At 56.1% G+C, this 25,373-nt stretch carries 23 protein-coding genes; 15 read left to right on the forward strand and 8 right to left on the reverse strand.

The genetic code is table 11. The features are described 5' to 3' along the window. Positions 1-14 precede the first annotated feature (14 nt). Positions 15-1,544 (forward strand): molybdate ABC transporter ATP-binding protein ModF, encoded by a 1,530-nt coding sequence (gene modF, locus H7A51_00435; protein ID MCP5534682.1) that lies wholly within the window; start codon positions 15-17, stop codon positions 1,542-1,544. 69 nt (positions 1,545-1,613) lie between these two features. After that, entirely contained in the window at positions 1,614-3,083 is a 1,470-nt protein-coding gene (ilvC, locus tag H7A51_00440) for a ketol-acid reductoisomerase (GenBank protein ID MCP5534683.1), read from the forward strand. 186 nt (positions 3,084-3,269) lie between these two features. On the opposite strand, the gene H7A51_00445 is transcribed toward ilvC, so the two are convergent. Together H7A51_00445 and H7A51_00450 are read right to left on the reverse strand one after the other, a co-directional pair. Next, the gene (locus H7A51_00445; GenBank protein ID MCP5534684.1) at positions 3,270-3,365 is read right to left on the reverse strand and encodes a PEP-CTERM sorting domain-containing protein; all 96 of its coding nucleotides are present in this window, start codon (positions 3,363-3,365) and stop codon (positions 3,270-3,272) included. A gap of 160 nt (positions 3,366-3,525) precedes the next feature. Continuing rightward, entirely contained in the window at positions 3,526-3,759 is a 234-nt protein-coding gene (locus tag H7A51_00450; GenBank protein MCP5534685.1) for a hypothetical protein, read from the reverse strand. A 234-nt stretch (positions 3,760-3,993) separates the two neighbouring features. Between H7A51_00450 and H7A51_00455 the strand changes: the two genes are divergently transcribed. Continuing rightward, positions 3,994-4,791: a PEP-CTERM sorting domain-containing protein gene (locus H7A51_00455; GenBank protein MCP5534686.1), complete on the forward strand. Its 798-nt coding sequence runs from the start codon at positions 3,994-3,996 to the stop codon at positions 4,789-4,791. 162 nt (positions 4,792-4,953) lie between these two features. Here the strand turns inward: H7A51_00455 and H7A51_00460 are convergent, their stop codons facing one another. Then, positions 4,954-5,595 (reverse strand): hypothetical protein, encoded by a 642-nt coding sequence (locus H7A51_00460; protein MCP5534687.1) that lies wholly within the window; start codon positions 5,593-5,595, stop codon positions 4,954-4,956. A 233-nt stretch (positions 5,596-5,828) separates the two neighbouring features. On the opposite strand from H7A51_00460, the gene H7A51_00465 reads away from it, so the two are divergent. After that, the gene (locus H7A51_00465; GenBank protein MCP5534688.1) at positions 5,829-6,353 is read left to right on the forward strand and encodes a hypothetical protein; all 525 of its coding nucleotides are present in this window, start codon (positions 5,829-5,831) and stop codon (positions 6,351-6,353) included. A gap of 14 nt (positions 6,354-6,367) precedes the next feature. On the opposite strand, the gene hisH is transcribed toward H7A51_00465, so the two are convergent. The 4 genes from hisH to H7A51_00485 all read right to left on the reverse strand — a co-directional run bounded on the left by hisH (position 6,368) and on the right by H7A51_00485 (position 11,243). Continuing rightward, the gene (hisH, locus tag H7A51_00470) at positions 6,368-6,976 is read right to left on the reverse strand and encodes an imidazole glycerol phosphate synthase subunit HisH (GenBank protein ID MCP5534689.1); all 609 of its coding nucleotides are present in this window, start codon (positions 6,974-6,976) and stop codon (positions 6,368-6,370) included. A gap of 5 nt (positions 6,977-6,981) precedes the next feature. Continuing rightward, complete coding sequence (hisB, locus tag H7A51_00475) at positions 6,982-7,572, reverse strand: imidazoleglycerol-phosphate dehydratase HisB (protein MCP5534690.1); 591 nt, start codon at positions 7,570-7,572, stop codon at positions 6,982-6,984. A gap of 187 nt (positions 7,573-7,759) precedes the next feature. Further along, positions 7,760-8,953: a hypothetical protein gene (locus H7A51_00480; protein MCP5534691.1), complete on the reverse strand. Its 1,194-nt coding sequence runs from the start codon at positions 8,951-8,953 to the stop codon at positions 7,760-7,762. A 79-nt stretch (positions 8,954-9,032) separates the two neighbouring features. Beyond that, a complete protein-coding gene (locus H7A51_00485) occupies positions 9,033-11,243 on the reverse strand; it encodes a thioredoxin domain-containing protein (GenBank protein MCP5534692.1) in 2,211 nt (736 codons plus the stop codon). Between the two features lie 166 nt (positions 11,244-11,409). On the opposite strand from H7A51_00485, the gene H7A51_00490 reads away from it, so the two are divergent. The 4 genes from H7A51_00490 (at position 11,410) to H7A51_00505 (ending at position 15,324) form a co-directional block, all read left to right on the forward strand. Continuing rightward, the gene (locus H7A51_00490; protein MCP5534693.1) at positions 11,410-12,189 is read left to right on the forward strand and encodes a ParA family protein; all 780 of its coding nucleotides are present in this window, start codon (positions 11,410-11,412) and stop codon (positions 12,187-12,189) included. Between the two features lie 9 nt (positions 12,190-12,198). Then, the gene (locus H7A51_00495; protein MCP5534694.1) at positions 12,199-13,266 is read left to right on the forward strand and encodes a hypothetical protein; all 1,068 of its coding nucleotides are present in this window, start codon (positions 12,199-12,201) and stop codon (positions 13,264-13,266) included. A gap of 151 nt (positions 13,267-13,417) precedes the next feature. After that, positions 13,418-14,620 carry a glycine C-acetyltransferase gene (locus tag H7A51_00500; GenBank protein MCP5534695.1) on the forward strand — a complete coding sequence of 401 codons (1,203 nt, stop codon included), beginning with the start codon at positions 13,418-13,420 and terminating at the stop codon, positions 14,618-14,620. Between the two features lie 17 nt (positions 14,621-14,637). Continuing rightward, positions 14,638-15,324 carry a hypothetical protein gene (locus tag H7A51_00505; protein ID MCP5534696.1) on the forward strand — a complete coding sequence of 229 codons (687 nt, stop codon included), beginning with the start codon at positions 14,638-14,640 and terminating at the stop codon, positions 15,322-15,324. A gap of 27 nt (positions 15,325-15,351) precedes the next feature. On the opposite strand, the gene H7A51_00510 is transcribed toward H7A51_00505, so the two are convergent. Continuing rightward, positions 15,352-16,041: an FHA domain-containing protein gene (locus tag H7A51_00510; GenBank protein ID MCP5534697.1), complete on the reverse strand. Its 690-nt coding sequence runs from the start codon at positions 16,039-16,041 to the stop codon at positions 15,352-15,354. 275 nt (positions 16,042-16,316) lie between these two features. Between H7A51_00510 and H7A51_00515 the strand changes: the two genes are divergently transcribed. The 7 genes from H7A51_00515 to H7A51_00545 all read left to right on the forward strand — a co-directional run bounded on the left by H7A51_00515 (position 16,317) and on the right by H7A51_00545 (position 25,213). Beyond that, positions 16,317-18,512, forward strand: a complete 2,196-nt coding sequence (locus H7A51_00515; GenBank protein MCP5534698.1) for an NADP-dependent isocitrate dehydrogenase — start codon at positions 16,317-16,319, stop codon at positions 18,510-18,512. A gap of 98 nt (positions 18,513-18,610) precedes the next feature. Then, positions 18,611-20,413, forward strand: a complete 1,803-nt coding sequence (sppA, locus tag H7A51_00520) for a signal peptide peptidase SppA (GenBank protein MCP5534699.1) — start codon at positions 18,611-18,613, stop codon at positions 20,411-20,413. Between the two features lie 27 nt (positions 20,414-20,440). Beyond that, the gene (locus H7A51_00525; protein MCP5534700.1) at positions 20,441-21,019 is read left to right on the forward strand and encodes a hypothetical protein; all 579 of its coding nucleotides are present in this window, start codon (positions 20,441-20,443) and stop codon (positions 21,017-21,019) included. Positions 21,020-21,200: 181 nt separating this feature from the next. Then, complete coding sequence (gene lpdA / locus H7A51_00530) at positions 21,201-22,577, forward strand: dihydrolipoyl dehydrogenase (protein ID MCP5534701.1); 1,377 nt, start codon at positions 21,201-21,203, stop codon at positions 22,575-22,577. Between the two features lie 32 nt (positions 22,578-22,609). Further along, positions 22,610-23,488, forward strand: a complete 879-nt coding sequence (locus H7A51_00535) for a DUF4339 domain-containing protein (GenBank protein MCP5534702.1) — start codon at positions 22,610-22,612, stop codon at positions 23,486-23,488. A gap of 134 nt (positions 23,489-23,622) precedes the next feature. Further along, entirely contained in the window at positions 23,623-24,213 is a 591-nt protein-coding gene (locus H7A51_00540) for a hypothetical protein (protein ID MCP5534703.1), read from the forward strand. Positions 24,214-24,244: 31 nt separating this feature from the next. Continuing rightward, positions 24,245-25,213 (forward strand): DUF4339 domain-containing protein, encoded by a 969-nt coding sequence (locus H7A51_00545; protein ID MCP5534704.1) that lies wholly within the window; start codon positions 24,245-24,247, stop codon positions 25,211-25,213. Positions 25,214-25,373: the final 160 nt, after the last annotated feature.

Here is a 25,373-nt window from a genome sequence, read left to right on the forward strand (position 1 = left end):
TCTCCCCATTTGCCATGTCCAGCTCATCGACTCCACCAGCAGCACTGATCTCCTTGAGCGGGATCGGGCAAGGTGCTGCCAGCCGGCAGGTGGCGGTGCAGGAGTTTCAGATTCTTCCCGGCGAACAGTGGGCGGTCATCGGTGGTAATGGTTCGGGAAAAACCACCTTCGCCCGGATGCTGGCCGGTGAGCTTGTCTTGCCGGCGGGACAGAGGGTGGCTCATTTCCCCCATTGCCAGTCGGTCGGCTTGGTGTCCTTCGAGGCCGAGCAGGCATTGCTCGAACGCGAGATCTATGAGGACGATACCGATGTGCTCGATCGCATTGATTACGGCCGGACCACCTACGAGCTGATTACCGAGTTGCTGTCGCCGGACACCTCTGTCGATGAGATCATCCGGGTGTTGCAACTGGAGGAATTTCTCCACACCGGATTCCGACAGCTCTCCACCGGGGAGAGACGGCGGATGATGATCGCACGCGCCTTGTCGCAGACACCTGGAATGCTCGTTCTCGATGAACCCTATGATGGGCTCGACCGTGAATTCACCCGTCATCTCAAAACCCTGCTCGCCGGGCTCAGTGAACGTATGCCGATGGTGATCATTGTCAACCGCATGTCCCATATCGGCGCGCACATCACCCATCTGGCCTGCCTGCATGACATGAAACTTGTGCTCGATGGCCGCAGGGAGGAAATCGAGCAAAGCGCACTCTGGCGACAGCTCCACGCGCTGGACACGCAGGAGGTCGACCTGCCATCCACACTTCCCGGCACCGAGCCATACCAGCCCGCCGCCGGCCAGCCGATCATCGACATGCACTCCGTTGCCGTTGGCTACCATGACAAGCAGATCATCTCAAACCTGGATTGGCGCATCATGCCGGGTGAGCATTGGAAAATCAGCGGACCTAACGGCTCCGGGAAATCCACCCTGGTGAACCTCGTCTCCGGCGATCACCCCCAGTGCTACAGCAATGAGATCCACCTCTTTGGCTCGCGCCGGGGGAATGGCGAATCAATCTGGGACATCAAACATCACATGGGTCTGATGTCGACCTCGCTGCACCAGCAATACCGCGTTACGGTCAACGCGGAGACGGTCCTGCTGTCGGGCTTCTTCGACAGCATCGGCGTCTACCGACCGGTTTCCGGACTGCATCGTCAAATTGCCGGCGAGTGGCTGGAGTTCATCCATCTGGCGCAGCACCGGCACACCCATTTCCAGAAATTATCCTTCGGCCAGCAACGCATGCTGCTGATCGCCCGTGCGCTGATCAAGCGCCCCTACCTGTTGATCCTCGACGAGCCATGCCAGGGGCTCGACCCGATCAACCGGGCTCTCGTCATCGGGCTGATCGACAAAATCGCCCGGAGAAACATCGCGCAAGTCCTCTACATCTCGCACGACGATGAAGATGATCTCAAATGCATCACCCATCAGCTTGACTTCATCCGACGTCATGATAAGGCATGCGGCGAACCGCCGTTTTTGATCCGTTTGTCGAAAGTTGCAGATTATGCAACAAATAATGCCGATTAATTCAATTTACGCAATGTTTGATCTGCGCTTGAATACGTCCGTTCAAAGAACCCATTACTCCATCATACTATGAGCCAAAACTACTTCAACACACTGCCACTGCGTCGCCAGCTGGACGAGCTCGGCACTTGCCGATTCATGGACATCTCCGAATTCGCAAACGGAACCGATGCCGCCAAGGGAAAAAAAATCGTCATCGTCGGATGTGGTGCCCAGGGCCTCAACCAGGGTCTCAACATGCGCGACAGCGGACTCGACGTCTCCTACACCCTGCGTGACGCAGCGATTGCCGAGAAGCGCCAGTCCTACCTCAACGCCACCGAGAACGGCTTCCCCGTCGGCACCTACCAGGAGATGCTTCCCACCGCCGACATCGTCATGAACCTGGCTCCCGACAAGCAGCACACCGCGGTTGTGGAAAGTGTCGTTCCATACATGAAGCAAGGTGCCGTGTTCTCCTACGCCCACGGTTTCAACATCGTGGAGGAAGGCACCCAGATCCGCAAGGACCTCACCGTCATCATGGTGGCCCCCAAGTCACCCGGCTCTGAAGTGCGCGAAGAATACAAACGTGGTTTCGGCGTCCCTACCCTGATCGCCTGCCACGTCGAAAACGATCCTAACGGAGACGGCATCGAAATTGCCAAGGCTCTCTGTGTCGCCCAGGGTGGCCACCTCGCCGGTGCGCTTGAGTCATCATTTGTCGCCGAAGTCAAATCCGACCTCATGGGCGAGCAGACCATCCTCTGCGGTATGCTCCAGGCCGGTTCACTACTCTGCTTTGAAAAAATGAAGAGCCAGGGCATCGACCCCGGTTACGCTGTCAAGCTGCTTCAAAACGGCTGGGAGGTCGTGACCGAGGCCCTCAAACAAGGCGGCATCACCAACATGATGGACCGCCTTTCCAACCCCGCCAAGATCGAGGCCTTCCGCCTCTCCGAAGAGCTCAAGATGATCATGCGCGAACTCTTCGAAAAACACATGGACGACATCATCTCCGGTGAGTTTTCAAGAAGCATGATGGAAGACTGGGCGAACGATGACGCCAAACTCCTCGGCTGGCGTGCAGCTACCGGTGAGACCGAGTTTGAGAAAACCGAGGCCAAAGGCGATATCAGCGAGCAGGAATACTTCGACAAAGGAATCCTCATGATCGCCATGGTCCGCGCCGGCGTTGAGCTTGCCTTCGAAGCCATGGTCGAAGCAGGCATCGAGCCTGAGTCCGCCTACTACGAGTCACTGCACGAGGTGCCACTGATCGCCAACACCATCGCCCGGAAAAAGCTCTACGAGATGAACCGCATCATCTCCGACACCGCCGAATACGGTTGCTATCTCTTCTCCCACGCCTGTGTGCCGCTGCTTGAAGAGTTCATGACCACTGTCGATACCTCTGTCATCGGCAAGGGCCTCGAGCTCGAGGACAACGGTGTCGACAACCGCACCCTCGTCGATGTCAACTTCATCATCCGCAACCACCCGGTCGAGGAAATCGGTGAAGTCCTCCGTGAAGCCATGGGCTCCATGAAGGCGCTGTAAACAAATAGCTGTGTTATAATGCACAAAGAGCCCCTGCTGTCATGGTAGGGGCTCTTTTTGTTAGGATTGCGGGCTTAAAGCCCGCGGCAACCCAAGTGCCCAGCATGCCGCAGGCTTCAAGCCCACACTCCAACCCCTTAAAAACGGTTTGGGCAGGCAGCTCAGGCTGGCTTCTTCCCTTTGCAACTAGCGGCGGCGGCGCAGAGCGAAGGCAGCACCGAGCAGCGCGAGTAAGCCAGTGGAAGGCTCGGGGATCTGCTCGACGTTGATGTTATCGATCAAAGTCACATTAAGGAGGGGGCGTTCGGATCCGTGGAACTGCTGCTGTTGCTGTCACTATGACCGAAAAAGATGTTATCGCCGCCAAGGGTGAGCGCACTGCTGTCGACGGTGGCGATCAAAAGGCCGTCGATCGTCCATGTCACCGTGGTGCCGAGTTTTGTTAGCTCGACGCGAAACCAGTTGTACCCGATCCACCGGGGGCGGATGAGACACCGATTGCTGAATAGTCGTAAAAGTAATCGACGAGGATATCGCTCGTGCCGCTATCGTTTGAAGTCCAGTTCGCGGAGTCATCAACCTCGAAGTTCTGCACGTAGAGCGAGGCAGCTGAAACGGGGCCGATGCAAGCAACGATACCGAGTGCAGAGAGAGTTGTTCTTGAAAATTGCGTCATGTTGTTAGGGATTGTTTTTTTGAGCGAATGCTGATAGGTGTATCTATCAACGGATCAGGGCTTCCCGGCTAGTCAGCGTAATATGTTTTGATAGTCAAAAAATAGGGATGATTTAATGAACTAAGATCTCCGATGGACACTAGGGCTTCTGCTTTCGCGCCCTTTTGCTGCCCTTTTTGCTTGTCCTGACACTGACGTATGACTTATGTTGCAAAACACGCTTCATCAAATGCCATGAAAATACTCCTGCTCTTTAGTCTAACAATAATCACCAGCCATGCGGCCATCAGTCTGCAACACCATTATACATTCGATAACAATGCCAATCTTGGTGAAGACAGTGTAGGTAGTGCCGACTTCACAACGATTACCGGAGTCACCCAGTCGTCTAGCGCTGCAATCAGTGGAAACTACGCGCAAATGAGCGGTGGTGTTGTAGCGTCCGGTGCAGATTGGTCCGGGACGGCGGGCTCCAATGCCAGCTATATCCTTGAGACTTACGTGCGCCTGGATTCGTTCACTTCTAACACGGACATTTTCTTCACCAACGACACAGCTTCAGCACCGAACTACCGGGTCGTGTTTGTGGCCTATGACGGAGACACCGCTTCATCCACTGATGCCTACTGGGGAGCCTCCACCAGCACCCGCAGCTGGATCGGCTTTAACGCCAACACAACCAATGTCGCCAATGCGCAGGCTCAAACCGTGAATGGAGACGGCGCCTGGACCCATCTCGCCCTCGTGCACAACCACCTCGCGGACGGCAGTGGTGATCATTACCGATACTACGTAAACGGCACCTACATCGGCAACCTGCTTGTCAACCTCGGCGATGAAACGGCTTTTGGAAACGCATCCTTCGGCGCGGCTGCATTTAATGGAGCTTTCGATGAAATCCGGGTGTCCACCTGGGACCCCAACACCGATACGATTGGTGATGTCGAAAACGCATTCTCTATCGTGCCGGAGCCATCCTCGGCCGCATTGTTAGGCATCTCACTGGTCGGCCTGATGTTCCGCCGCCGCTGATCCTAGCCAAGATCCCCATACGTATGGGTGGGATCAAGGTATTGGCTATTCAAACGATTCCAAAACCAAGGACCGTCAATCAAAACTTAAAAGGGAGCCCTCGCCGTGACGCGGGGGCTCCCTTGGTTGTTCATGAAGTCTGACAGGACTACGAAAAATGAGTCAGGCCGGGGTGTAATGATCCAGCACCGAACGGGTTAGCTTCGCCAGTTTCCGGACGAGTTCCCCGGGGAAGCCGATTTCCTGGCCGACCTTCAACAGGTTCTGGACAGCGGCCTCGCCGATCAATTCCAGTCGGCGCTTCAGCTGGTCAACCCGGTATTGCATCTGCATGGTGCGCTCGACGGAGTGGAGGGCGAGATCGCTGAGCTCCTGGAGTCCCGACACCGGAACCGTCGCGGACTTGAGCAGTGGCTCGACGGCCTCCACCATTTGTTTGGTCCAGACGTGCTGGCTGCGGTGCTGGTGACGGGACGCCTGGAATTCGGCCTTGAGACTTGCGTAGCACGGCAGTTTTTCTTCGATCGCCTGGGCAAGAAGCCGCTCAAGGGGCTGGTCTTTGTCCGCGCTGGCCAGGCGTTCGATACAGCACAGCGCAAAGCCATTGAGCTCGTCTGTGGAAATCTCATCTTCCAAGACGAGCCCAGGCTCTGGGGGGGCTGGGACGACGGTGCCGGGCTGGGCGACGGGGGGGATGGATGGCCGACTCGACCGCACGGGGCGGCGTGGCTGGTCTTGCCGGCTGGAGGTTACAGGACTGCATCGATTGAACAGTGGGTGGTTGGGGTTATAACGAGGTTTCATGGTGGAACGACAGGATGGGCTGATCCGTGGTTGTAAATTACCCGAAAATGCTAACTTAAGGCGAATAAATGCGCTAACTTTTTTCTCGGGTATTGTAAAACAAGGGGTAAACGCACAATATTTAGTTAATGTTAATTATTGCGAAGTGTTAACCTTAGTGCAGAAATGGCGATAACAGGGTGTATTTTACCAATTTTCTTGCGGTGTTGGGGGATTGTTGCTAATTTGCGGTCGTGTCTGATCTAGATATCATGCAGAGCCTAGCCAGGTCGACGGCTGAAATGAGCAGTAAAATGAGCGTCGAGCAGATGCGTCTTTTTCAAGCTTATGTTACCAAGACCCTTGAGGCCAAGGAGGCGGAAGAGGCGTTTCGTGCTGCGGCCGACCTTGAGGGCAGTCGTGACGATCTGAACAAGGAGCTTCTTCAGGACATCCGAGGTATTCTTGACGATCCGGGGTATCGGCTCTCCGGCACGGAGTCCGTGCTCCTCGCGGGCTACATCAAGCTGCTCGAAGGTGAGGATTTCACCGATACCAAACGGATCAATATTTTACTGCACTACCACGGGCGCAAGCCGTCGAACACAACCAAGATTGTCGATACCCTTGAGAAAAAGCGGCTGATGGAAATCCATAGCGACGGCATGCACGCGCACAAGACCTATCGCCTGACCAGCGCGGGTGAGCAGAATGCCCGGGATCTGATGAGCGGGTTGGTCAGGTCGGGTGCAGGCGACCGTTTGTCCGTGGTCGACTGACTGGCCGTGGCTCGCTAGAGCGCGATGAAGTTCCTCAGTAGCTGGAGGCCATTGTGCTGGCTTTTTTCCGGGTGGAACTGGGTGGCGATCAGGTTGCCCCGGGTAACGGCTGCCGCAAAGGGCAGGGCGTAGTCACAGGTGGCTGCGACGTGGTCCTGATTGGCGGGCTCCGGGTAATAGGAATGCACGAAGTAGAAAAACGGCTCGGCTGGCATCCCTTTCCAGATAGGGTGTCCGGGATCGGTCGGGGTCACCGAATTCCATCCCATGTGCGGGATTTTCAAGCCAACATCGGGGAAGCGTTTCACCACACCGGGCAGGATGCCAAGGCCCCTGGCATCAGGTGATTCCTCGCCATTTTCAAAGATGAGTTGATAGCCGACACAGATGCCGAGGTAGGGTTTGTCATCGGCGGCCCATTGCTGGATCGGCTCGAACATGCCTTGTTTGTTCAGGTTGGCCGCGCAGTCGCCAAATTCTCCCTGACCGGGAACCACGAGGTGGGTGATGTCCTTCATTTCCGCGGGTCTGGTGATTAAAACCACATCCGCGCCAATGGCGATGAAGGCGTTTTCCACACTGCGGATATTACCCCGCCCGTAATCGACGATACCGACTTTCATGGCAGCTAGAGGGCTTCCTTGGTGCTGGGAATACCGGTTTCACGCGGGTCAATCTCGACAGCCTGACGCAGTGAGCGGGCAAGGGCCTTGAACATCGATTCCGCGATGTGGTGGCCGTCGCGACCGTAGAGCAACTCGACGTGGATGTTGGCGCGCAGGTTGTTGGTGATCGCGCGGAAGAATTCCTCGACCAGCGTAAACGGGAAATTAGGCGCATCAGGGGTTGATGTCGGTGCCCGAAACTCGAGGTGTGGGCGGTTGCTGAGATCGACCACACAGCGGCTCAGGGTTTCGTCCATCGGGAGGTAGGACAGGCCGTAGCGGCGGATGCCTTTTTTATCGCCGAGTGCCTGGCGGATACAGTCGCCCAGGACGATGCCTGTGTCCTCGACCGTGTGGTGGGCATCCACCTCGATATCCCCCACCGCTTTTACCGTCAGGTCAATCAGGCTGTGTTTGCACAGCAGGGTGAGCATGTGATCGAAGAAGGGGACCCCCGTGGAAATGTCGGAGGTGCCGGTGCCATCCAGATGGATGGAGACGCTGATGGATGTTTCCGCCGTTTTACGGTCCTGGCTTGCAGTGCGTGGGTTCATAACTTGCTGGCCGCAGGGTGGCCGCTGTGTCGTCGGTTTGCAATGGCAATCTTGCCAGTTTATTGTCCCAATCTTGCCAGTTTATGTCTCCAATCTTGCCAGTTTTAGCCCCGGTCTTGCCGGGTTATGGCATCAATCCTGACCCGGATCCAGTTGGTGTACGAGGCCGGGAGCCCTGGTCGAGCCGCTACTTGCGTTTGCCGCGGCCTTTTTTCTTGGTCCCGGCTTCCTTGGCTGCTTTTTCCGCGGCTTCCATCTCGGCCTTGATTTTTTCCAAGCGCTCTTGCTCGGCACGTTCCTTGGCTGCTTGGGCTTCCGCCGCTTGGGTCGCCTGTTTTTCCTCAAGTTGTTTGGCGAGCGGCTCGGTGTATTTGGCCGGGAGGTGCATTGATTCCAGCTTATGGATGAGTTTGGCAGCCTCTTCGAGATCGCCCTTGGCCAAGGCTGACCATGCGCCGCGGAAAGCGGGTCCTGCCAGCTCGGTCTGCGTGCTGCTCTTGGCGCCCAGTGAATTCAATGCGGATTCTGAGTTGCGGAGATTATAGTCGAGTGCCTTTTTGTGATAGGGGTCAATGGTAAGCCACCTGGTGCGCAGTTCTTTTTCTTCCTTTTCGATGAGGGCGTTGTATGCCTGTTGTTTTTCGGCCAGCAAGGCAATCGTGCGCTCACGGTCGCCCGCTTCCAGGCTTTCGAGGGCGGACTTACGGGTTGCTTCACGCGCATCCAGTGTCTTGATCCACTTTTTAAGCTCGGCGATGTGAGCCCGGAGGATACGCCCTGCGATGGCATTGCTGCTGACGTAGGCTGCTGATTTGGAGTAGTCGTTTTGGAGGGTTTCCCATGCTCTCAACGCTTGTTGATAGCTGCCGCGGGCTGAGAGGTGTTTGATGTCGATCAGCAGCATGCGTGCATGAATATCGTAGGTATTGGCTTCCAGATCCGCAGAGGTAATGAGTTGCCCCCCGAGCTTGAGGCCTCCCTTGGAAATGACCTGGTATTCTTTTTCGAGGGTTCCGATGATGGTGTTGGCTGCTTTTACATGTTTGGATTTCGGATACTTGGCGATGAAGTCGCGGGCGGATTTTATCCGGGCCTCGCAGTTGTCGGCATCGATGCGATCCGGGGTAGGGACCAGGTTTTTGATGGTTTCGAACTCCTTGTCATCTTCGGCCTGCGTGATGATTTCCTGGACATGGTCTTTGGGGATACGGCGTTCGTCCTTGATGGACTTGGTAACAAAGACCTCTACAAGGTAGCTGGTGTCGTCTTGGGAAAGAATTCTCCCTTCATATTTCTTACCTGATTTCAAGACAATGGTGTCGGCTGATAGTGCCGGGGTGAATACTGCTATAACCAGGAGCAGGTAGTTATGTATTTTCATATAATGTAGAGTGACGTGTAGGTGGTCGCAGTATAGAAATGAATCGGTTTATTGAAACGAAAAAAACATAGCGTTTGGGCTACTTGACCATAGAGTCGAGTTCAGTGGCGGATGAAGCGGTGCCGATCACCTTGCCATGGCTGACTACGGTTGCCGTGCCAGCAGGGAGTTGGCCGGCATCTGTACCCAGAGCCGGGTAGGAGCCGTCGTCGGTGATGGCAATGATCTGACATGATTTCTTGCATGCGGCTGCTAGAAGTCCGGGTGCTACAGGTGCCTTGAAGTAGACACAGGTCCGGTTGATCATGGATTCAGCGGTTAGAAAATCGATACTGGCGATAGGTGCCGAGGAGGAACTACGCAGAAGCACCTTTTCGAGAGCTTTCGCCTGCTTTGTCATGGCTTCGTCTGCGAGCCGAAGGGAGAGGCGCTTGGCGTTGGCGTATGCCAAACTCCAAGTGCTGTCATTGTTCAGAGCGCTGAGTGTAATATACATCTCGGTTTGATAGGCCTGTGGATAGTTGGCACCATTGTACTCGTTGATGTAATGCGTATCGGGGTTGGCCAGCATGGTGGTCATGCTTTGATGAAGCTCGTAAGCAAACTTGAGCCAGGCCGGGTCGAGAGTGACCTCGTGAAGGTCGAGGGCTGCTTGACTGACAAGTGTGAGATCCGCCCCTGTTGCTGGGTGGTCATTGAGCTTGCCGCTGAATTTGGCCCGGTGGAGCTTACCCGTCTCATCAAAGAAGTTCTCGCGGATGAAGGTGAGGGTTTTTTGAGCCCGGTCCAGATGAGCGGGATCACTGGTGGCCCGGTAGGCGGAAACACATGCGCTGGCGTAGAGAGCGGTTGATCCTGATGTCGACAGGTTTTCCACGAACGGTTTGTAGGGTTTTTCAGTCCGTAGTTTTGCGAGTTTCTTGGTAATGGATTCGAGCTTTTGGTTGAGAGTGGCTGGGTCCAGGCCTGTTTGTTGCACCAGCTCGGGCATGGCGACTTTCCATGTCAGGCTGTTTTTACGAAAATAGGAGCGATCCGGGTCGTCGACAAGCGGGATGTTTCCGAGGCCGCGGAGACCGAAGGCAACGTTGGCAATCTGGATTTCTTCTTTCGTCAGTGCGGATTCGAGTTCTTCCAGGGTCCAGATGCAAGGGTTGTCCTGTGATTTGTTAGGAGCGTAAACGATGCCCAGCAGGTAACCTCCATCGGGCAGGGCGAGGTTCTTTTCAGTGTATGCCAAAATGGATTCCGCAGCCTTCAGGTAGCTGATATTGCCAGTGGCTTGATAGAGCCCGTAGAGAGCATTCATGGAGAACGCTTGGCCCCGCAGTGTTTTGATGAATTGGGGCAGCGCACTTGTGGTTTTCTGGATGCCGGTAAAAATGCCACCGTCAAGGGGGTCTATGAGACCGTGGACGAGAATGTTATCCGCCGCCAGGGAAGCGATATTCAAATACTTTGCACTCTGCGAGTCCGATGAGTCGGGGTGATGTGCGGCTCTGACCAGGAGATTGATATAGCGGCCGGGAGAAAGGTTTCCAATGCCGTCAATTGACCCGGATGTGGGGTCAAAAAGTGACGCGACCTGTCTGATGGAACGCATGTTGAGACCCGTCGTGTCGCCCTCCATGGGTGGGGGGATGCTGGCCTCTATACGGCGTTTGAAGTCCTCCCGACTGTTTTTCAGCACATAATCCGGATCGTCGCGCCACACCTGATAGACAGTGTTGCTCATGCGCGAGATGAGTTCGTCGATGTCCCGGCTTGAGCCCGGGCCGACAGGGCTCCATGAAATGGGGTTGCCTTCGTATGAGAACCAGACGAGCATTGGTGTGGCAACCGGGGTGCGTGACCTCATGCATAATGCGGCGGTAAAAAACTCAATGTCAGGATGAATATTGCTGTCGATGAGGACATTGACATGGTGGTTGTTGAGCAGGTTGCAAGAAGCCGGGGATTGATTCAGCCGTTTGAGAATGCTCAGAGAGTTGGCATCGGTGCCTGAGCCGATCAGGGCAAAGATGGTTTTCCTTTCACTGGCGGCCTGTTGAAAGAGATTGGAGTTCCAAGCCTGCCAGTGGATGGGCGAGGTTGTCTGGCTGGCGAGGAAATTGCTTTGCTCCTTATCCAGGGTATTGCTGTGTATGACGGTTTCCTGGGTCGCTTCTGCGGTATCCACACCTGCTTTTTCCTGCTTGGGGCGGCAGGAATCCATGGTGAATACAAGAGCGACAGCCCCCATTGCTAGATTGAAAAAACGGAGGTTAAATGAGGGCAGGGGTATCTTCATGGTGACTGGATCAGCTGTCTATTCCCGGGCATACTAATTTGATCGGCAGAAGATGCACCAAAAAAAATGAATAGTTGCGCAAGTAATTACTTCGTATTTTATCAGGTCTGGAAGAGAAAATGCTTTTGTCCCGCCCGTGACTCGCTAGTCTGGTGCAGAGTTTGCCATCATCGTGATTACTATTGCCGTATCAAGCCAAAAAGGAGGAGTGGGGAAAACCACAGTTTCAATTAATCTTGCCCACTCTTTTGCAAGGAGTGGGCAGCGTACCCTGCTGGTGGATGCCGACCCGCAGGGCTCGGTGGGGTTGTCACTGACACGCCAGTCCCGTTCGCTGAGCGGGTTTTATGATGCCATAGCCGATTCAAATTTTCCCCTGCAGCAACTGATTGTCCCCACGCGCCTGGAGACACTGAGTATTGTGCCCGCGGGGCAATGCAGTGATTATGAGCTTGGGGGAGGTGCGATGGGTGTCTCATTACATCGTGTACGCACCTTTTTCAAGATGGCAGAATCCCAGGGGTACGATATCTGTATCATTGACACGGCGGCAGGATTGTTTGGAGTGACAGCTGATGTGCTGTCGGCCTGTGACTCGGTGGTGGTACCGCAGCAGGCCGAGCCGCTTGGGGTGAGATCCGTGCCCAAAATGCTGGAGGCACTGACCAGGATGCGGGTGGTAAACCCCAGACTGAACGTTCTGGGGGTGGTGATGACCATGGTGCAGAACCGCCTGGCAGAAAGCCTGGAAGCCGTTCAAGCCCTGAGAAACCTTTTACCCCCAAACATGGTCATGCGCAATGTGATTCCCCGTGATGACCTGTTTGTGCGGGCTAGCGCAAAGGGGTTACCGGTCGGTGTCATGGAGGAGGGCGCGGGTGTGCTCGCTGTGTTTGACAGCCTTCGTTCGGAAATTGAAATCAAACTGGATACTTACTCTCAATAAGCAATAATCATGGACCCTGTGCAATCATGGCTGGATGCGAAGGAGGTTCGCCGTATGGCGGAGAGCCTCATGGCGCCCCCTCCCGAGGTTGATAAATCCGCAGTTGATGCAGGTTATGGTGATGACTTTGAGGGCTTTGCCGAACTGGTCAGCAGCGATGGTCGATCATCATCCGGGCAGGGGGAGCTGGTGCCACGCCCGGACGGTCGACCACACGCTCAGAAGCAATTCGTCAATCCGTCCATGGCTAACCCGGCTTCCAACCAGCAACATCGGCACCCGACCGCTGCTGAGGTGCCTGCCTCTGGGGAAGAGCCGGGTATATCACGACGCGTCGCAGCGGGTAGTGCTCTTGCCGATGCCCGGCGACTGGCCGAAGGCAGTGGTATGCTGGCTTCCGGAGAGCCCGTGGCCCAGCCTGCGCCAGCATCGGTCGAGTCATCGCAACTCGACTCACCATTTAAAGTGTCTGCTGACCAGCATCAAAGTGTTACTGACCCCCTGGGTCGACAAGTTACCCCAGCGGTTGATTCGCAAACCACGCCGTCGGCACCGCCTGCACCATCGAAGCCGAAGGTATCCACGTTTCAACCTGATATCGAGGCTGCACCGCAAGCGCCTGTTGTCCCGACTGAAGCTATTGCCCCCGACAAGCCTGGGTCCTTGGAGTCCGGCGGGCAAAACAGAGGGGATGACCGGGGGCGGGCGCGTGGCCCCTTTCTTTCCAGGCTCCAGCAGTTTAGCGAGATTATCCGCAGGGATCTTGATGCAAAGGCCATGTTTTTGATAGATAACGAGGGTCAGATACTGCTCGACGAGGTCGAAAACCCCAAGCTCATCCAGGTGGCCAGGACCTTGGCCAATGCATCCTACCGGGCCAGCCGTCAAACCGCCGGGGTGGCGGCGGTGGGTAACCTCCATGTCAAGATTGGTGCCAGTGCCACCTTGGAGGTCATTCCGGTGGAAAGCCATTACGGTTTATTGATTCTGGGTGTTATTTTCCCGGCCCCCCTCGGCGCGGAGCGGGTGAGGCAAGTGGCGGAGGTTCTCCACAAAACAGTGGAGCCGCGCCTTTAGCTTGCCCCCAGCCAGATTTGCGAAAACAGACACCTCACTGGGGAAATCACCTCACTCTTCTGGCTCGCCAAGTGGGGTTCCATGTGTTTTGCATAGCTTCCACATCACGGGATGTTTCTGTCCAGGTATAACGTCATATCCATCAACCATCATGTATCCAGAACTCTATAAGAACAAACTTCAGGGAATCCTTTCCGAGATTGATCAAGCCGGTCTTTATAAACGCGAACGCGTTTTGGCTTCTACCCAGAATGCGTCAGTCACTCTTGAGGATGGCCGCGAAGTGATCATCATGTGCGCTAACAACTACCTCGGTCTGGCCGATCACCCGGAGGTCATGGCTGCTGCCGAAGAAGCTATCAAGAAGTGGGGTTTCGGGATGGCATCCGTCCGTTTTATTTGCGGCACGCAGACGCTGCACAAACAGCTTGAAGAACGTATTGCCCGGTTTCTGGGGACCGAGGATACCATCCTCTACACCTCCTGTTTTGATGCCAACGGCGGATTGTTCGAGGTGTTGTTAGGGCCCGACGATGCCATTATCTCAGATCAGCTGAATCATGCCTCCATCATCGACGGTGTCCGTCTCAGTAAGGCACGTCGTTATCGTTATGCCAACAATGACATGGCGGACCTTGAAGCCCAGCTCCAGCTTGCTGATGCTGAGGCCGGGCCGAATGGCGGACAAAAACTCATTGCGACCGACGGCGTGTTTTCCATGGATGGTGTGATAGCCAATCTCAAGGGCGTGTGTGATCTCGCTGAAAAATACAACGCCATGGTGATGGTGGACGATTCCCACGCCTCCGGATTTATGGGAAAAACAGGCAGGGGAACCCCCGAATACTATGGCGTCATGGAGCGCGTGGATATAGTGACCTCCACGTTCGGTAAGGCACTTGGTGGGGCATCCGGAGGGTTTACCTCAGGAAAAAAGGAAATCATCGACCTGCTGCGCCAGCGGAGTCGACCATACCTGTTCTCCAACAGCGTGGCTCCCGCGATAGTGGCGGCCACCATGAAAGTGATCGATATGCTTGAAGCTTCGACGGAATTGCGTGATCGACTGGAGGATAACACCAGCTACTTCCGCAATGCCATGGAGCAGACGGGTTTTGAAATTGGCGGCAAGGATCACCCGATTACGCCGGTGATGTTAGGTGATGCGGCATTGTCCCAGGTGTTTTCTAACAATCTCCTTGACCATGGGGTCTACGCGGTCGGATTTTTCTTCCCAGTGGTTCCGCGTGACAAGGCCCGTATCCGGACCCAGATATCCGCAGCACACACCAAGGAGCAGCTCGATAAGGCGATCGATGCCTTTGTCTCAGTCAAGGGGGAGCTTGGTATCTAACATAAACGATTGTCGGGATGCCAGTTTTGGATACTCTGATCTATTGGCGGGATAAACATGCCCGCACGGGTTTTGAGAATATGGCGGTTGACCAATTGCTCCTGGAGCGCCTTGGGGATCATCCTGTCCTGAGAGTGTATCATTGGAGTGAGCCAACGGTTAGTTTTGGATATTTCCTGGCGTTGAAGGATGCGCAATCGGCATTTCCCTCCTCCGGGTCATGTCCGCTGACCTATGTGAGGCGCTGGACGGGTGGGGGGATCGTTGACCATAGGATCGATGTCACCTACACACTGGCGATCCCCCGGGGACATGCCTTGTCTGCCGCGCGGGGGGCTGAGAGTTACCGTGTGATTCATCAAGCGTTGGAAAGCACCTTGAAACAGCTCCATGAACCGGTCCGGTTGACGGCTGTGGATGGCGGCGACGGGGGGCTGGCCTGTTTTACGAATCCGGTTGCATATGATCTGATCAATCACCAGGGGGAAAAAATCGCGGGAGCGGGACAGCGGCGCACTCGTTACGGGCTGTTGCACCAGGGGAGTCTGATTACCCAGGTCGAGCCAGACGCCCTTGGTCGCGGCTTGGCGCAGTGTCTGGCCAGGCAGACCGATGACTTTTTGCCAGATCCATCATTTGATGAAGACACCAAGGTCCTCGCGTCAGAACGTTATGCCTCTGATGCGTGGCTGGCACAAAAATAGCGGGGTGTCCGGACAGCGTTTAGCGGGCTACTCCATGGTGTCGTCGTCCGTGCCATCGACCTCTTCCTGGGTCCCGGACGCATCGGGAGATGTCTCGTCAGCGGGACTATCCGATGTTTTTTTCTGGGCGGGCACGTCTTTGTCACCACCCATGAGTTTGGTTGGAAGGAACTCTCCCGTACGCAGGTTGTGGCGCAGTGTCATGCCGGCGAAGATCGCCACCAGGACAAGGATGAATACAAAGAGCGTTTTGAATGCCCCGCCGCTTTCTTGAACCGTTGGCTGGGAGCGGTGTGCGTGTGACGCCCGCGGTGAAGAGGTGCTGGCCTTACTCGGTTCCGGCGCATCCTCATCGCGCACCCGGGGGAGTTTCTTTTTCTGGTGTGTTGTGAACTCTTCACCTGCAAGCTTCCCGAGTTCATCATCAGAGAGTTGGAATTTGACGGGTACATCGCCAACGAGCACCTCCATGCCGTCGAACAGGTCGATTACCTCCATGAGCGTATCGTCCTGCTTGATGCCGTTGGTGGACGCCATGTCCCGCAGCACATAACCACCCTCGACGCGTTCCATGACACAGTGGCTTGTGGAAGCAGAGGGGCATTCAATCACGATATCGTTATCACTGCCGCGACCAATCTTGATGACCTTGCGCTCAAGTTTGAATCGGTAAGGCTGCGGAGTTTTTCCTGGTTCGGAGATTGTGACTCTGGGCATGGTACTGATGGTGAGTGATTATTACTGTGACGAGTGAATTGGCAGGTAAATACAGCCAATCACGCAGAGCTTCAACCTCTTACGTTAGGTCATTCATAAATGATTGAAGCCATGTTGGCAATGGGTTATTCAAGCAGTTTACCTACGAGGGACCTGCCTTGCCTGGAACGACAGCTGTTTGATATCGCTCTGGGAGCCGGTGGGACTGTCATGCGGAATAACATTGACCTCACCGCTGGTTCCTTTTACCACCCGCGCGTCAATCACTTTCCAATATGAGCCAAGAAACGATCATTTACACCCAAACCGACGAGGCCCCCGCGCTCGCGACCTATTCCTTCCTGCCCATCGTCCAGGCATTCACCAAGACCTCCGGGGTCAATGTGGAGACCCGCGACATCTCGCTCGCTGGCCGTATCCTATCCCAGTTTCCCGACCGACTGAAAGCCGGCCAACAGGTTGGCGACGCTCTCGCCGAACTCGGTGAACTGGCCCGGACCCCCGAGGCCAACATCATCAAGCTCCCGAACATCTCCGCTTCCGTTCCCCAGATGGAAGCCGCCATCGCCGAGCTACAGGCCAAGGGATACGACATCCCCAACTACGCCGATGCCGAGGATGTTTACTCCAGAATCAAAGGCTCCGCCGTCAACCCCGTGCTTCGCGAAGGCAACTCCGACCGTCGCGCGCCCAAGGCCGTCAAGGAATACGCCAAGGCCAACCCGCACCGCATGGGCGCCTGGACCCCCGATTCCAAATCCCACGTCGCGTGCATGGGCAGCGGCGACTTTTTCTCCAACGAGAAATCCGTCACCATCGAAGAAGCCACCGATGCCCGGATCGTGCTGACCGCCACCGACGGCACCACCACCGTCCTCAAGGAGAGCACGCCACTTCTCGAAGGTGAGATCATCGATGCCACCCTCATGAGCAAAAAGGCTCTCGTCACCTTCCTCGACGACCAGATCGCCGACGCCAAGGAAAAAGGGGTCCTCTTTTCACTCCACATGAAGGCGACGATGATGAAGGTTTCCGATCCGATCATCTTCGGCCACTGTGTCGCGGTCTTCTTTAAAAATGTCTTCGATAAACACGGTGAGGTCCTCTGCCAGGCTGGCGTTGACCTGAGAAATGGGTTCGGTGACCTGCTCGCTAAAATCGAAACCCTGCCAGCCGACCAGAAAGCCGCCATCGAGGCGGACATCGAAGCGGCCTACGCCAACGGCCCGGACCTCGCCATGGTCAACTCGGACAAAGGCATTACCAACCTGCACGTGCCGAGTGACGTCATCGTCGATGCCTCCATGCCCGCCATGATCCGCACCTCCGGCCAGATGTGGAATAAAGAAGGCAAGCAGCAAGACACCAAGGCGGTCATCCCCGATGCTTCCTATGCCGGTGTTTACCAAGCCACCATTGATTTCTGTAAAAAGAACGGCGCCTTTGATCCCACCACCATGGGCACCGTGCCCAACGTCGGATTGATGGCGCAAAAAGCCGAGGAATACGGCTCCCACGACAAGACTTTTGAAATCCCTGCCGACGGTAAAGTCACCATTATCGACTCTAACGAAAACATCCTCATCGAACACGCTGTGGAAAAAGGCGACATCTGGCGTGCTTGCCAGGTCAAGGACGCCCCCATCCAGGACTGGGTGAAACTCGCCGTCAACCGTGCCCGCGCCACCCAGACCCCCGCTGTGTTCTGGCTCGATGAAGACCGCGCCCACGACGCCCAGTTGATCCGGAAGGTCGGCCAGTACCTCGGCGACCACGATACCGATGGCCTGGAAATCCACATCATGTCACCGGTCGAAGCCACCGAGTTCACCCTCGCACGCTGCAAGGCGGGTGAGGATACCATTTCCGTTACCGGCAACGTGCTGCGTGACTACCTGACCGACCTTTTCCCCATCCTCGAACTTGGCACCTCCGCCAAGATGCTCTCCATCGTCCCCCTGATGAACGGCGGCGGACTGTTTGAGACCGGCGCCGGTGGATCAGCGCCGAAACACGTCCAGCAGTTCACAGCGGAAAACTACCTCCGCTGGGACTCTCTCGGCGAGTTCCTTGCCCTCGCCGTCTCCCTGGAACACCTCTCTGAGAAGTTTGGCAATGCCAAAGCCAAAACCCTCGCCGATACGCTCGATGCCGCCACCGGCCAGTTCCTGCTCAACGACAAGTCGCCGACCCGTAAGCTCGGCGGTATCGACAACCGGGGCTCGCACTTCTACCTGGCCCTTTACTGGGCCCAGGCGCTTGCCGCCCAGACTGACGATGCCGAACTCGCAGCGACCTTCGCCCCCGTGGCTGAGGCTCTCGCTACTAACGAGGACAAAATCGTCGGGGAGCTCATCGCCGTGCAAGGCTCACCGGTCGATATGGGGGGCTACTACATGCCCGACGATGAACTCACCGGAGCCGCCATGCGCCCGAGCGCAACCCTCAACGGCATTCTGGCCGGCATCTGATCCGGAATCACTTTTTACCCATCCCGCTACCCAGGTCATCCGGGTAAGCGGGATTTTTTTAGCTTGGCGTTTCCCGCTGATGCTTCAAACTCCTAGCTATGAAATATCTCGTCTCGTGTCTGTTTTCCCTCTCCATCCTCATCTCCAATGCGGCTAAAAAAGAGGACTCATCCATTGTCGCTGTCTATGATCTCGACGCCGCCATTTCCGAGTCCGGCCAATCGTCCGGTGGACTGCTCGGGCTGGGTGGCCTGGGAGGAGGTGCCGACCGACCGCTCACCCACTTTGATATCGTCCGCAGCCTGAAAGCCGCCGCCGAGGATAAAGAGGTCAAGGGGGTCGTTCTCGACCTCGGTGGTGCAGGCATTGATCTTGCCCAGCTTCAGGAAATGCGCCGTTGCCTACTGGCCATCCGCAAAGCCGGTAAAGACGTCTGGTTTTACACAGAAAGCATCTCCAACGGCACGGCATTGATCGGTTCAGCGGCCAATCATTTCACGCTCATGCCCGAGGGGGATGTCTCGCTCACCGGCATGTATTCCGAGTCGATGTATTTCAAGGGTCTGCTCGACAAACTCGGCCTCAAAGTCGAAGTCATCCACATCGGTGATTTCAAAAGTGCCGGAGAAACCTTCTACCGCACCGGCCCCAGCGACTATGCCAAGCAGCAGGAAAACCTCCTGTTCGACTCCATCTACGGGCAAATCATCCAGCAGATTTCCGAAGGCAGGAAGATCAAGCCGGATGCGCTGCGCGCCATCATCGACCAGGCTCTGATCACACCTGAACAAGCCAGGGAGGCGGGACTCGTTGACGCGCTGCAGTACCGCACTGATTTTATTGCCACACTACGCAAGCATTACGGTAAAGACACCGAGTTTGATCGCTCCTATGAACTCCCTAACACCGACGGCCCGGAAATCGATGGCTTCATGGACTTGATGAAACTCGCCTTCAAGGCCGGCAAAGGCAAAAAACATAAAGCCGATTACGTCGGCGTGGTTGCTCTCGACGGCGAAATCAACGATGCCTCCATCGCTCCTGTCAGGGCAGAGATCCTCAAGCTCGCCAAAGACGATAAATGCAAGGCGCTCGTCCTCCGTGTCAACTCCCCGGGCGGCTCCGCCCTCTCCAGTGACGTTCTCTGGGAGGCTACCGATGAGTTTAAAGCCACGAAAAAACCCTTTGTTGTCTCGATGGGATCAGTCGCCGCCTCCGGTGGCTATTACGTCAGTGCGGGAGCTGAAAAAATCTTTGCCGAGGAAGGCACCATCACCGGCTCGATCGGGGTGGTCGGGATGAAGTTTGTCCTGGGAGGCGCGATGGAAAAGCTCGGCATCACCGTACACTCCCGTCAACGCGGCAAGAATGCCGGTATCATGAGCACCCATCGCGGATACACACCAGCCGAAGCCGAACTGATCCGCAAGTCGATGCTGGATGTTTATGGCACCTTTAAAAAGCGCATCACCGACGGGCGTGGCAACCGCATCAAGGGCGACCTGGAAAAACTCGCCGGAGGTCGCGTCTACTCCGGTCGCGACGCACTCGCCATTGGCCTGGTCGATGAAATCGGGGGGCTCAACGAAGCCATCGCACACGCCGCCAGTCTCGCCAAGCTGGCGGAGTATGAGACCCACCTCAGCCCCGAGCCGAAAAGCGGCTTGGAAGGTATGTTTTCCGGTCCTGACAAACCCGGCGAGGATGATGAGTTCATCCGTATGACCAGCCCCAGGGGACACGCCGCCCTGATCCAACAACACCTTCTGGCTGTGCCTGGAATCCAGCTCCTTACGCCAGGGCAGCGTGCCCAGTTGGAAAATCTGGTCAGGCGCATCGAGTCGTATCAACAACACTCCATTCTTCTCATCGGGCCAGACATCAAAGTGCCCGGATTCTGATATTCAACCACAAACCAAAACCACACCATGGCTACCAAGAAAAAAGGATGCGGGTTCCTCATCACCGCAATTGTATTACTCATCGCTGCCGCAGCTATTTTCGGCATCGGCGTCGTAGGTGCATTCAAATCAATGGCTCCTGTCACCTCGTTTGATACCCCTAACGCTGGTGCCATATCATCCGGGGAAGATGGTGCCATCTCGGTCTGGCTGCACGGAAACGACACCAGTGTCCCCTCCGGAGTCAGCATTAACGTCAGGGAGGTCGAATCCGGTCAAATGATCCCGGCCCCGCTCACCTCGCTCAATTCCCATATCGAAGTCAACGGCGACCGCCGCATTCTACTCGGTGCCTTCGAAGGGAAAAATGGCAAAGATTACCAAGTCCAGGTCGACGGTTTGTCCGCCGGACGGAAAATCTCGCTTTCCAATACCTCGGGCACCGCCGTGGCCGGAAGTATCGGCGCCGCCATTGTCGGTCCCATGATCTGCGGCGGCCTCGCGCTGATCTTCGGTATCATCGGGCTGGTCAAGTTCTTCGGCTCGAAAACCCCACCTGCCCAATCACCTCCCGTAGCCACTCCGGGTGCTCCACCGGCGATGTGATTGCAGCTTATCCTGTCCAGCCAGCTCCGCCAAACCAGGCAGAGCTGGCTTTTTCTTGCTCCATTACCCCGCTATTATTGACAATTCCTTGGTATTCTGACCACGTTCGCCCAGCTCAGCAGAGCCCCCCCATCTCGTAATTAGTAATTAGTAATTTGTAATTCCCAATCCCAATATCACCATGTACGACCTCATTGTCATCGGCGGCGGTCCCGCCGGATACGTCGGAGCCATCCGCGGAGCCCAACTCGGAAAAAAAGTCGCTGTCATCGAAGCCGACCGCGCAGGCGGCACCTGCCTGAACTGGGGATGTATTCCCACCAAGGCCCTGTTGAAAAATGCCGAGCTCTACCAGACACTCACCAAAAAAGCGGCCACTTTCGGCATTTCCTTCGATAACCTCGCCTACGATTGGACCAAAGTGGTCGGTCGTTCCCGCCAGGTGTCCGATCGCCTCGCTGGCGGTATCGAATTTCTCTTCAAGAAAAACAAAGTCGACTACGTGCGTGGATTCGGCTCCATCGTCGACGGCAATCACGTGGAAGTCACTGCGGCTGATGGCTCCAAACAAGTTCTCGAAGCAGCCCACATCATGATCGCCACTGGTTGCAAGAGCCGCGAGCTGCCGCCTCTTCCCTTCAACGGCAAATCCGTCATCAGCTCCAAGGAGGCGATGAACCTGGCGGTGCAACCCGAGAGCATGGTCATCATCGGCGCCGGCGCCATCGGCGTCGAGTTCGCCTATGTGTACAACGCGTTTGGCACCAAGGTAACCATCATCGAGATGCAGCCAAACCTGCTTCCTGTCGAGGACACGGAAGTCGGCCTTGAGTTGCAAAAATCATTCACCAAACAAGGTGTGCGCTCACTCACCGATACCAAGTGTGTCGCCTTCCGCGATAATGGCGACTCTGTTTCCATCGATGTCGAAGGCCCTAAAGGAAACGAAACGGTTACCGCCGAGGTCTGCCTGGTGGCAATCGGTATTGCTCCTGTCCTCCCCGGCGGACTTCAGCCAGAGCTCGACCGCGGTTTTATCCAGGTCGGCGATCGCTACCAGACCTCCATCCCCAACGTCTATGCCGTCGGTGATATCTCCGGTCCACCGTGGCTCGCCCACACAGCGAGCTTCGAGGCCATCCAGTGTGTCGAAGGTCTCTTTGTCGAAGGCCACACACCACGCAAGGTCGGTAATTTCCCGGGCTGCACCTACTGCCATCCACAAGTCGCTTCGGTTGGAAAAACCGAACGCGCACTCAAGGAAGAGGGTGTCGACTACAAAGTCGGCAAGTTCCCCTACGCCGCCATCGGAAAAGCCCAGGCATCCGGTGATGCGGAAGGTTTTGTCAAACTCCTCTTCGGCAAGGAACACGGTGAGCTGCTAGGTGCCCACATCATCGGTGACAACGCCACCGAGCTGATCGCTGAAATGGGACTGGCCCTTGAAATGGAACTGACCACCGATGAGATCCACGGCACCATCCACGCCCACCCGACTCTGGCTGAGGCGATCCACGAGGCCACGCTCGACGCCGATGGGCACGCGATCCATTTCTAACAGTAAATCACCCCCCTAACCCAAGTCCTAAGATGAGTGATATTCAATACTGGCACTATCTTGATACCGCGGGCCAACAGCAAGGCCCCATCACCGCCGATCAGCTGCAGCAACTCGCCGCGACCGGCCAAATCACCGCCCAGACCAATGTCTGGACCGAAGGCATGGCCGAGTGGCTACCCGCCACCCAGGTCGAGGGTCTGATACCGGCCCAACCGGTGGTCGCTCAACCGGTCGTCGTCCCACAAGCCCAACCGGTGGTTGCCCAGGCGGTCAATCCATACGCACCGTCGGTAGCCACCCAGGCAGCCGTTCCCCAGCAAGGCGGCAACTACCCGATCCCCCTGGTCAACAAAGTCAGCTTCGGACTCTACGCCGGATGCCTGATCGGCGGATTCGTGCTCTACCTGATCGCCATGATCCAGATAGCGGCCAGCTCTCCCACAGCGGAGGAAATGGCGAACAATCCCAATGCGCTTGATAACGGCGGCGGCATAGGGCTGGGTATGCTGTTGCTGGTTGTTGGCATGATTGCCCTGCTCGTAGGCGCGGTCATCCAGTTCATTGCCATCTACCGCATCTGGTCCATCCTTCGGCCCGGAGGCGGGACGGTTTCGCCGGGCAGTGCCGTGGGCTTCCTTTTCATCCCCTTTTTTGGCCCCATCTGGATGATCATCATCCTCTGTAAACTCCCTGGTGAGTGGAATGGCATTGTTGCCCGGTATCAAAATACCGCTACCGCCCCCCGCCTGAGTATCGGGATTGCAATCTGCGCCATCCTCATTCCCGTCATCGGCCAACTCCTCTGGATGAAAGAGGTCACCAAGGCGATCAACTTTATGGTGATGGCCAGAATCATGCCCCAACCACAGGCCGGACAAACCCAGCCAGGTGGGTTAAAACTCTATTAAAGGCTGCGCAATGCCCCGTCCTGTCAATCATACCATCAAAACTAAAAAAAACGGGGGCTGGCAGCTCCCGTTTTTTTTGCTATCCTCCGGCCTAGTCCTTACCTGAAAACCAGGTTACCCATATCATCAATCCCATGAACTACCCACTGAACCTCAGCTTTAAAGTCGTCGCCCTCGCACCCCAGATTTTTGTCAACGACTCCCAAGGCGCCCCCGTCTGCTACGTTAAACAGAAGATGTTTAAATTCAAGGAGGACATCCAGGTGTTTTCCGATTCAAGCAAATCCCGGCAAATCGCCAGCATCAAAGCCAATAAGGTCATCGACTGGTCGGCCCGCTATTACTTCACCGATAGCCAGGGAAACGCCATCGGCTCCGTAGGCCGGCAGGGTATGCGCTCGATCTGGCGCGCGCGTTATGATGTCTTCAATCCCGGCGACGAAGCCGCCGACTTCAAAGTACAGGAGGAAAACCCTTGGACCAAGGTCATGGACGGGCTGTTCGGGGGTATCCCGATCGTCGGGATGTTCAGCGGCTATGTTTTTCATCCCACCTACCTGGCTACCCGCGCCGATGGCACTCCCGTGATGCGTGTGAGTAAACAGGCTGCTTTTTTCGAAGGCAAATTCACGATTGAAAAGCTTGCCGATCTTTCCCCCCAGGAGGAGGTCAACCTGATCTATTCCTTCCTTATGTTATTACTGTTAGAACGATCCCGGGGCTAGTCCACCTTCCCGAACCTCAACAACTACGGCCATGAGCGAAGAACAACAATGGTTCTACACGGATTCCACTGGAGCTGAGCACGGCCCCGTTTCAGCCGACGAGTTACAGCAACTGGGTGCCACAGGTGCAATCCATGCGCTCACAGACGTTTGGACCGAGGGGCTGGAAGCGTGGGTGCCAGCCTCCGAGATCGAAGGCGTCATCCCGGAGGCTCCCCCCCAGGCCGCAGCTTCAGCCCCACCCGAGCCTGCCCACCAACCCCATATCAACCTGGGCGTCGGCAGCGGCATCCATCTGGAGTCATCCATCACGCCCCGCCCGATGGGCCAACCCGCTGCCACCCCCTACGGGACCACCGCCAAGAGCCCGGCTAAATGGATTGTGTTAGCGATCATCGCGCTCCTGGCCATCGGGCTTGGTATCTACTTCGCCCTGTCATCATCCGGTGAGCCAAAACCGGAGGAGACCCCTGGCTTCATGGAGTATTCCAAGGCCAACAACCTGATCAACAAAAAGAAAAACGTCGATATCCTTGGCAACAATACCGACGGCCTCGCTATATCCAAGGCCTTTGCAGCGGGTATCAAAACCCACAACGACCCGGCCATCGAGGAATCATTCCCCGGCCTGCTCGGCAAAGATGGTGAAGTGAGAACCTACACCATGGCCAAAACCGAAGGTGAGCTGAAAACCACCATCATCATCGTCCAGGTGCTCAAGCTCAAATTACTCAGTGCCAAAGCCCAGGCAGCGCTGGCTGATTCGGTCTGGCTCCATGCGAAATCCGCTCTGGCCCATACGCCCTACCAGGACCCCAAAACCCGACTCGTGGTGGCACTCCGGGATGCTGAAACCTATGCCAAAGTAATGATCGGCCATCCCGTCGCCAGCGATACAACAGAGCAAAAGGCTACGGACGGGATCATCGAGTCCCACAGTGGGGATGAGGCTGAAACCAGGCTTTATCCCTACTTTGCCCGACCCAAAAAGGACCAATAAGCCGCCGCCCTCGATTTCCACTCCACCCCCCCGGCGATCGATCCCGCCGGGGTTTTTCTTTTCATTCCCGCTGATTTCGCTACACACACCCGTGCCAGGCCATTCCGGCTTGGGATGTTGAATAGTGAATGTTGCATTCACGCCCTCTGCACCTCACTCT

Source organism: Akkermansiaceae bacterium, assembly GCA_024233115.1.
GTDB lineage: Bacteria > Verrucomicrobiota > Verrucomicrobiia > Verrucomicrobiales > Akkermansiaceae > Oceaniferula.

Coding starts and splice junctions, on each gene's coding strand:
- H7A51_00460 (MCP5534687.1), bottom strand. CDS start 5,595: ATGAAACCTCGTTATAACCCCAACCACCCACTGTTCAATCGATGCAGT.
- H7A51_00510 (MCP5534697.1), bottom strand. CDS start 16,041: ATGCCCAGAGTCACAATCTCCGAACCAGGAAAAACTCCGCAGCCTTAC.
- H7A51_00495 (MCP5534694.1), top strand. CDS start 12,199: ATGGACCCTGTGCAATCATGGCTGGATGCGAAGGAGGTTCGCCGTATG.
- sppA (MCP5534699.1), top strand. CDS start 18,611: ATGAAATATCTCGTCTCGTGTCTGTTTTCCCTCTCCATCCTCATCTCC.
- H7A51_00535 (MCP5534702.1), top strand. CDS start 22,610: ATGAGTGATATTCAATACTGGCACTATCTTGATACCGCGGGCCAACAG.
- modF (MCP5534682.1), top strand. CDS start 15: ATGTCCAGCTCATCGACTCCACCAGCAGCACTGATCTCCTTGAGCGGG.
- H7A51_00500 (MCP5534695.1), top strand. CDS start 13,418: ATGTATCCAGAACTCTATAAGAACAAACTTCAGGGAATCCTTTCCGAG.
- hisH (MCP5534689.1), bottom strand. CDS start 6,976: ATGAAAGTCGGTATCGTCGATTACGGGCGGGGTAATATCCGCAGTGTG.
- H7A51_00540 (MCP5534703.1), top strand. CDS start 23,623: ATGAACTACCCACTGAACCTCAGCTTTAAAGTCGTCGCCCTCGCACCC.
- hisB (MCP5534690.1), bottom strand. CDS start 7,572: ATGAACCCACGCACTGCAAGCCAGGACCGTAAAACGGCGGAAACATCC.
- H7A51_00450 (MCP5534685.1), bottom strand. CDS start 3,759: ATGACGCAATTTTCAAGAACAACTCTCTCTGCACTCGGTATCGTTGCT.
- H7A51_00455 (MCP5534686.1), top strand. CDS start 3,994: ATGAAAATACTCCTGCTCTTTAGTCTAACAATAATCACCAGCCATGCG.
- H7A51_00545 (MCP5534704.1), top strand. CDS start 24,245: ATGAGCGAAGAACAACAATGGTTCTACACGGATTCCACTGGAGCTGAG.
- ilvC (MCP5534683.1), top strand. CDS start 1,614: ATGAGCCAAAACTACTTCAACACACTGCCACTGCGTCGCCAGCTGGAC.
- H7A51_00525 (MCP5534700.1), top strand. CDS start 20,441: ATGGCTACCAAGAAAAAAGGATGCGGGTTCCTCATCACCGCAATTGTA.
- H7A51_00485 (MCP5534692.1), bottom strand. CDS start 11,243: ATGAAGATACCCCTGCCCTCATTTAACCTCCGTTTTTTCAATCTAGCA.
- H7A51_00505 (MCP5534696.1), top strand. CDS start 14,638: ATGCCAGTTTTGGATACTCTGATCTATTGGCGGGATAAACATGCCCGC.
- H7A51_00515 (MCP5534698.1), top strand. CDS start 16,317: ATGAGCCAAGAAACGATCATTTACACCCAAACCGACGAGGCCCCCGCG.
- H7A51_00480 (MCP5534691.1), bottom strand. CDS start 8,953: ATGAAAATACATAACTACCTGCTCCTGGTTATAGCAGTATTCACCCCG.
- lpdA (MCP5534701.1), top strand. CDS start 21,201: ATGTACGACCTCATTGTCATCGGCGGCGGTCCCGCCGGATACGTCGGA.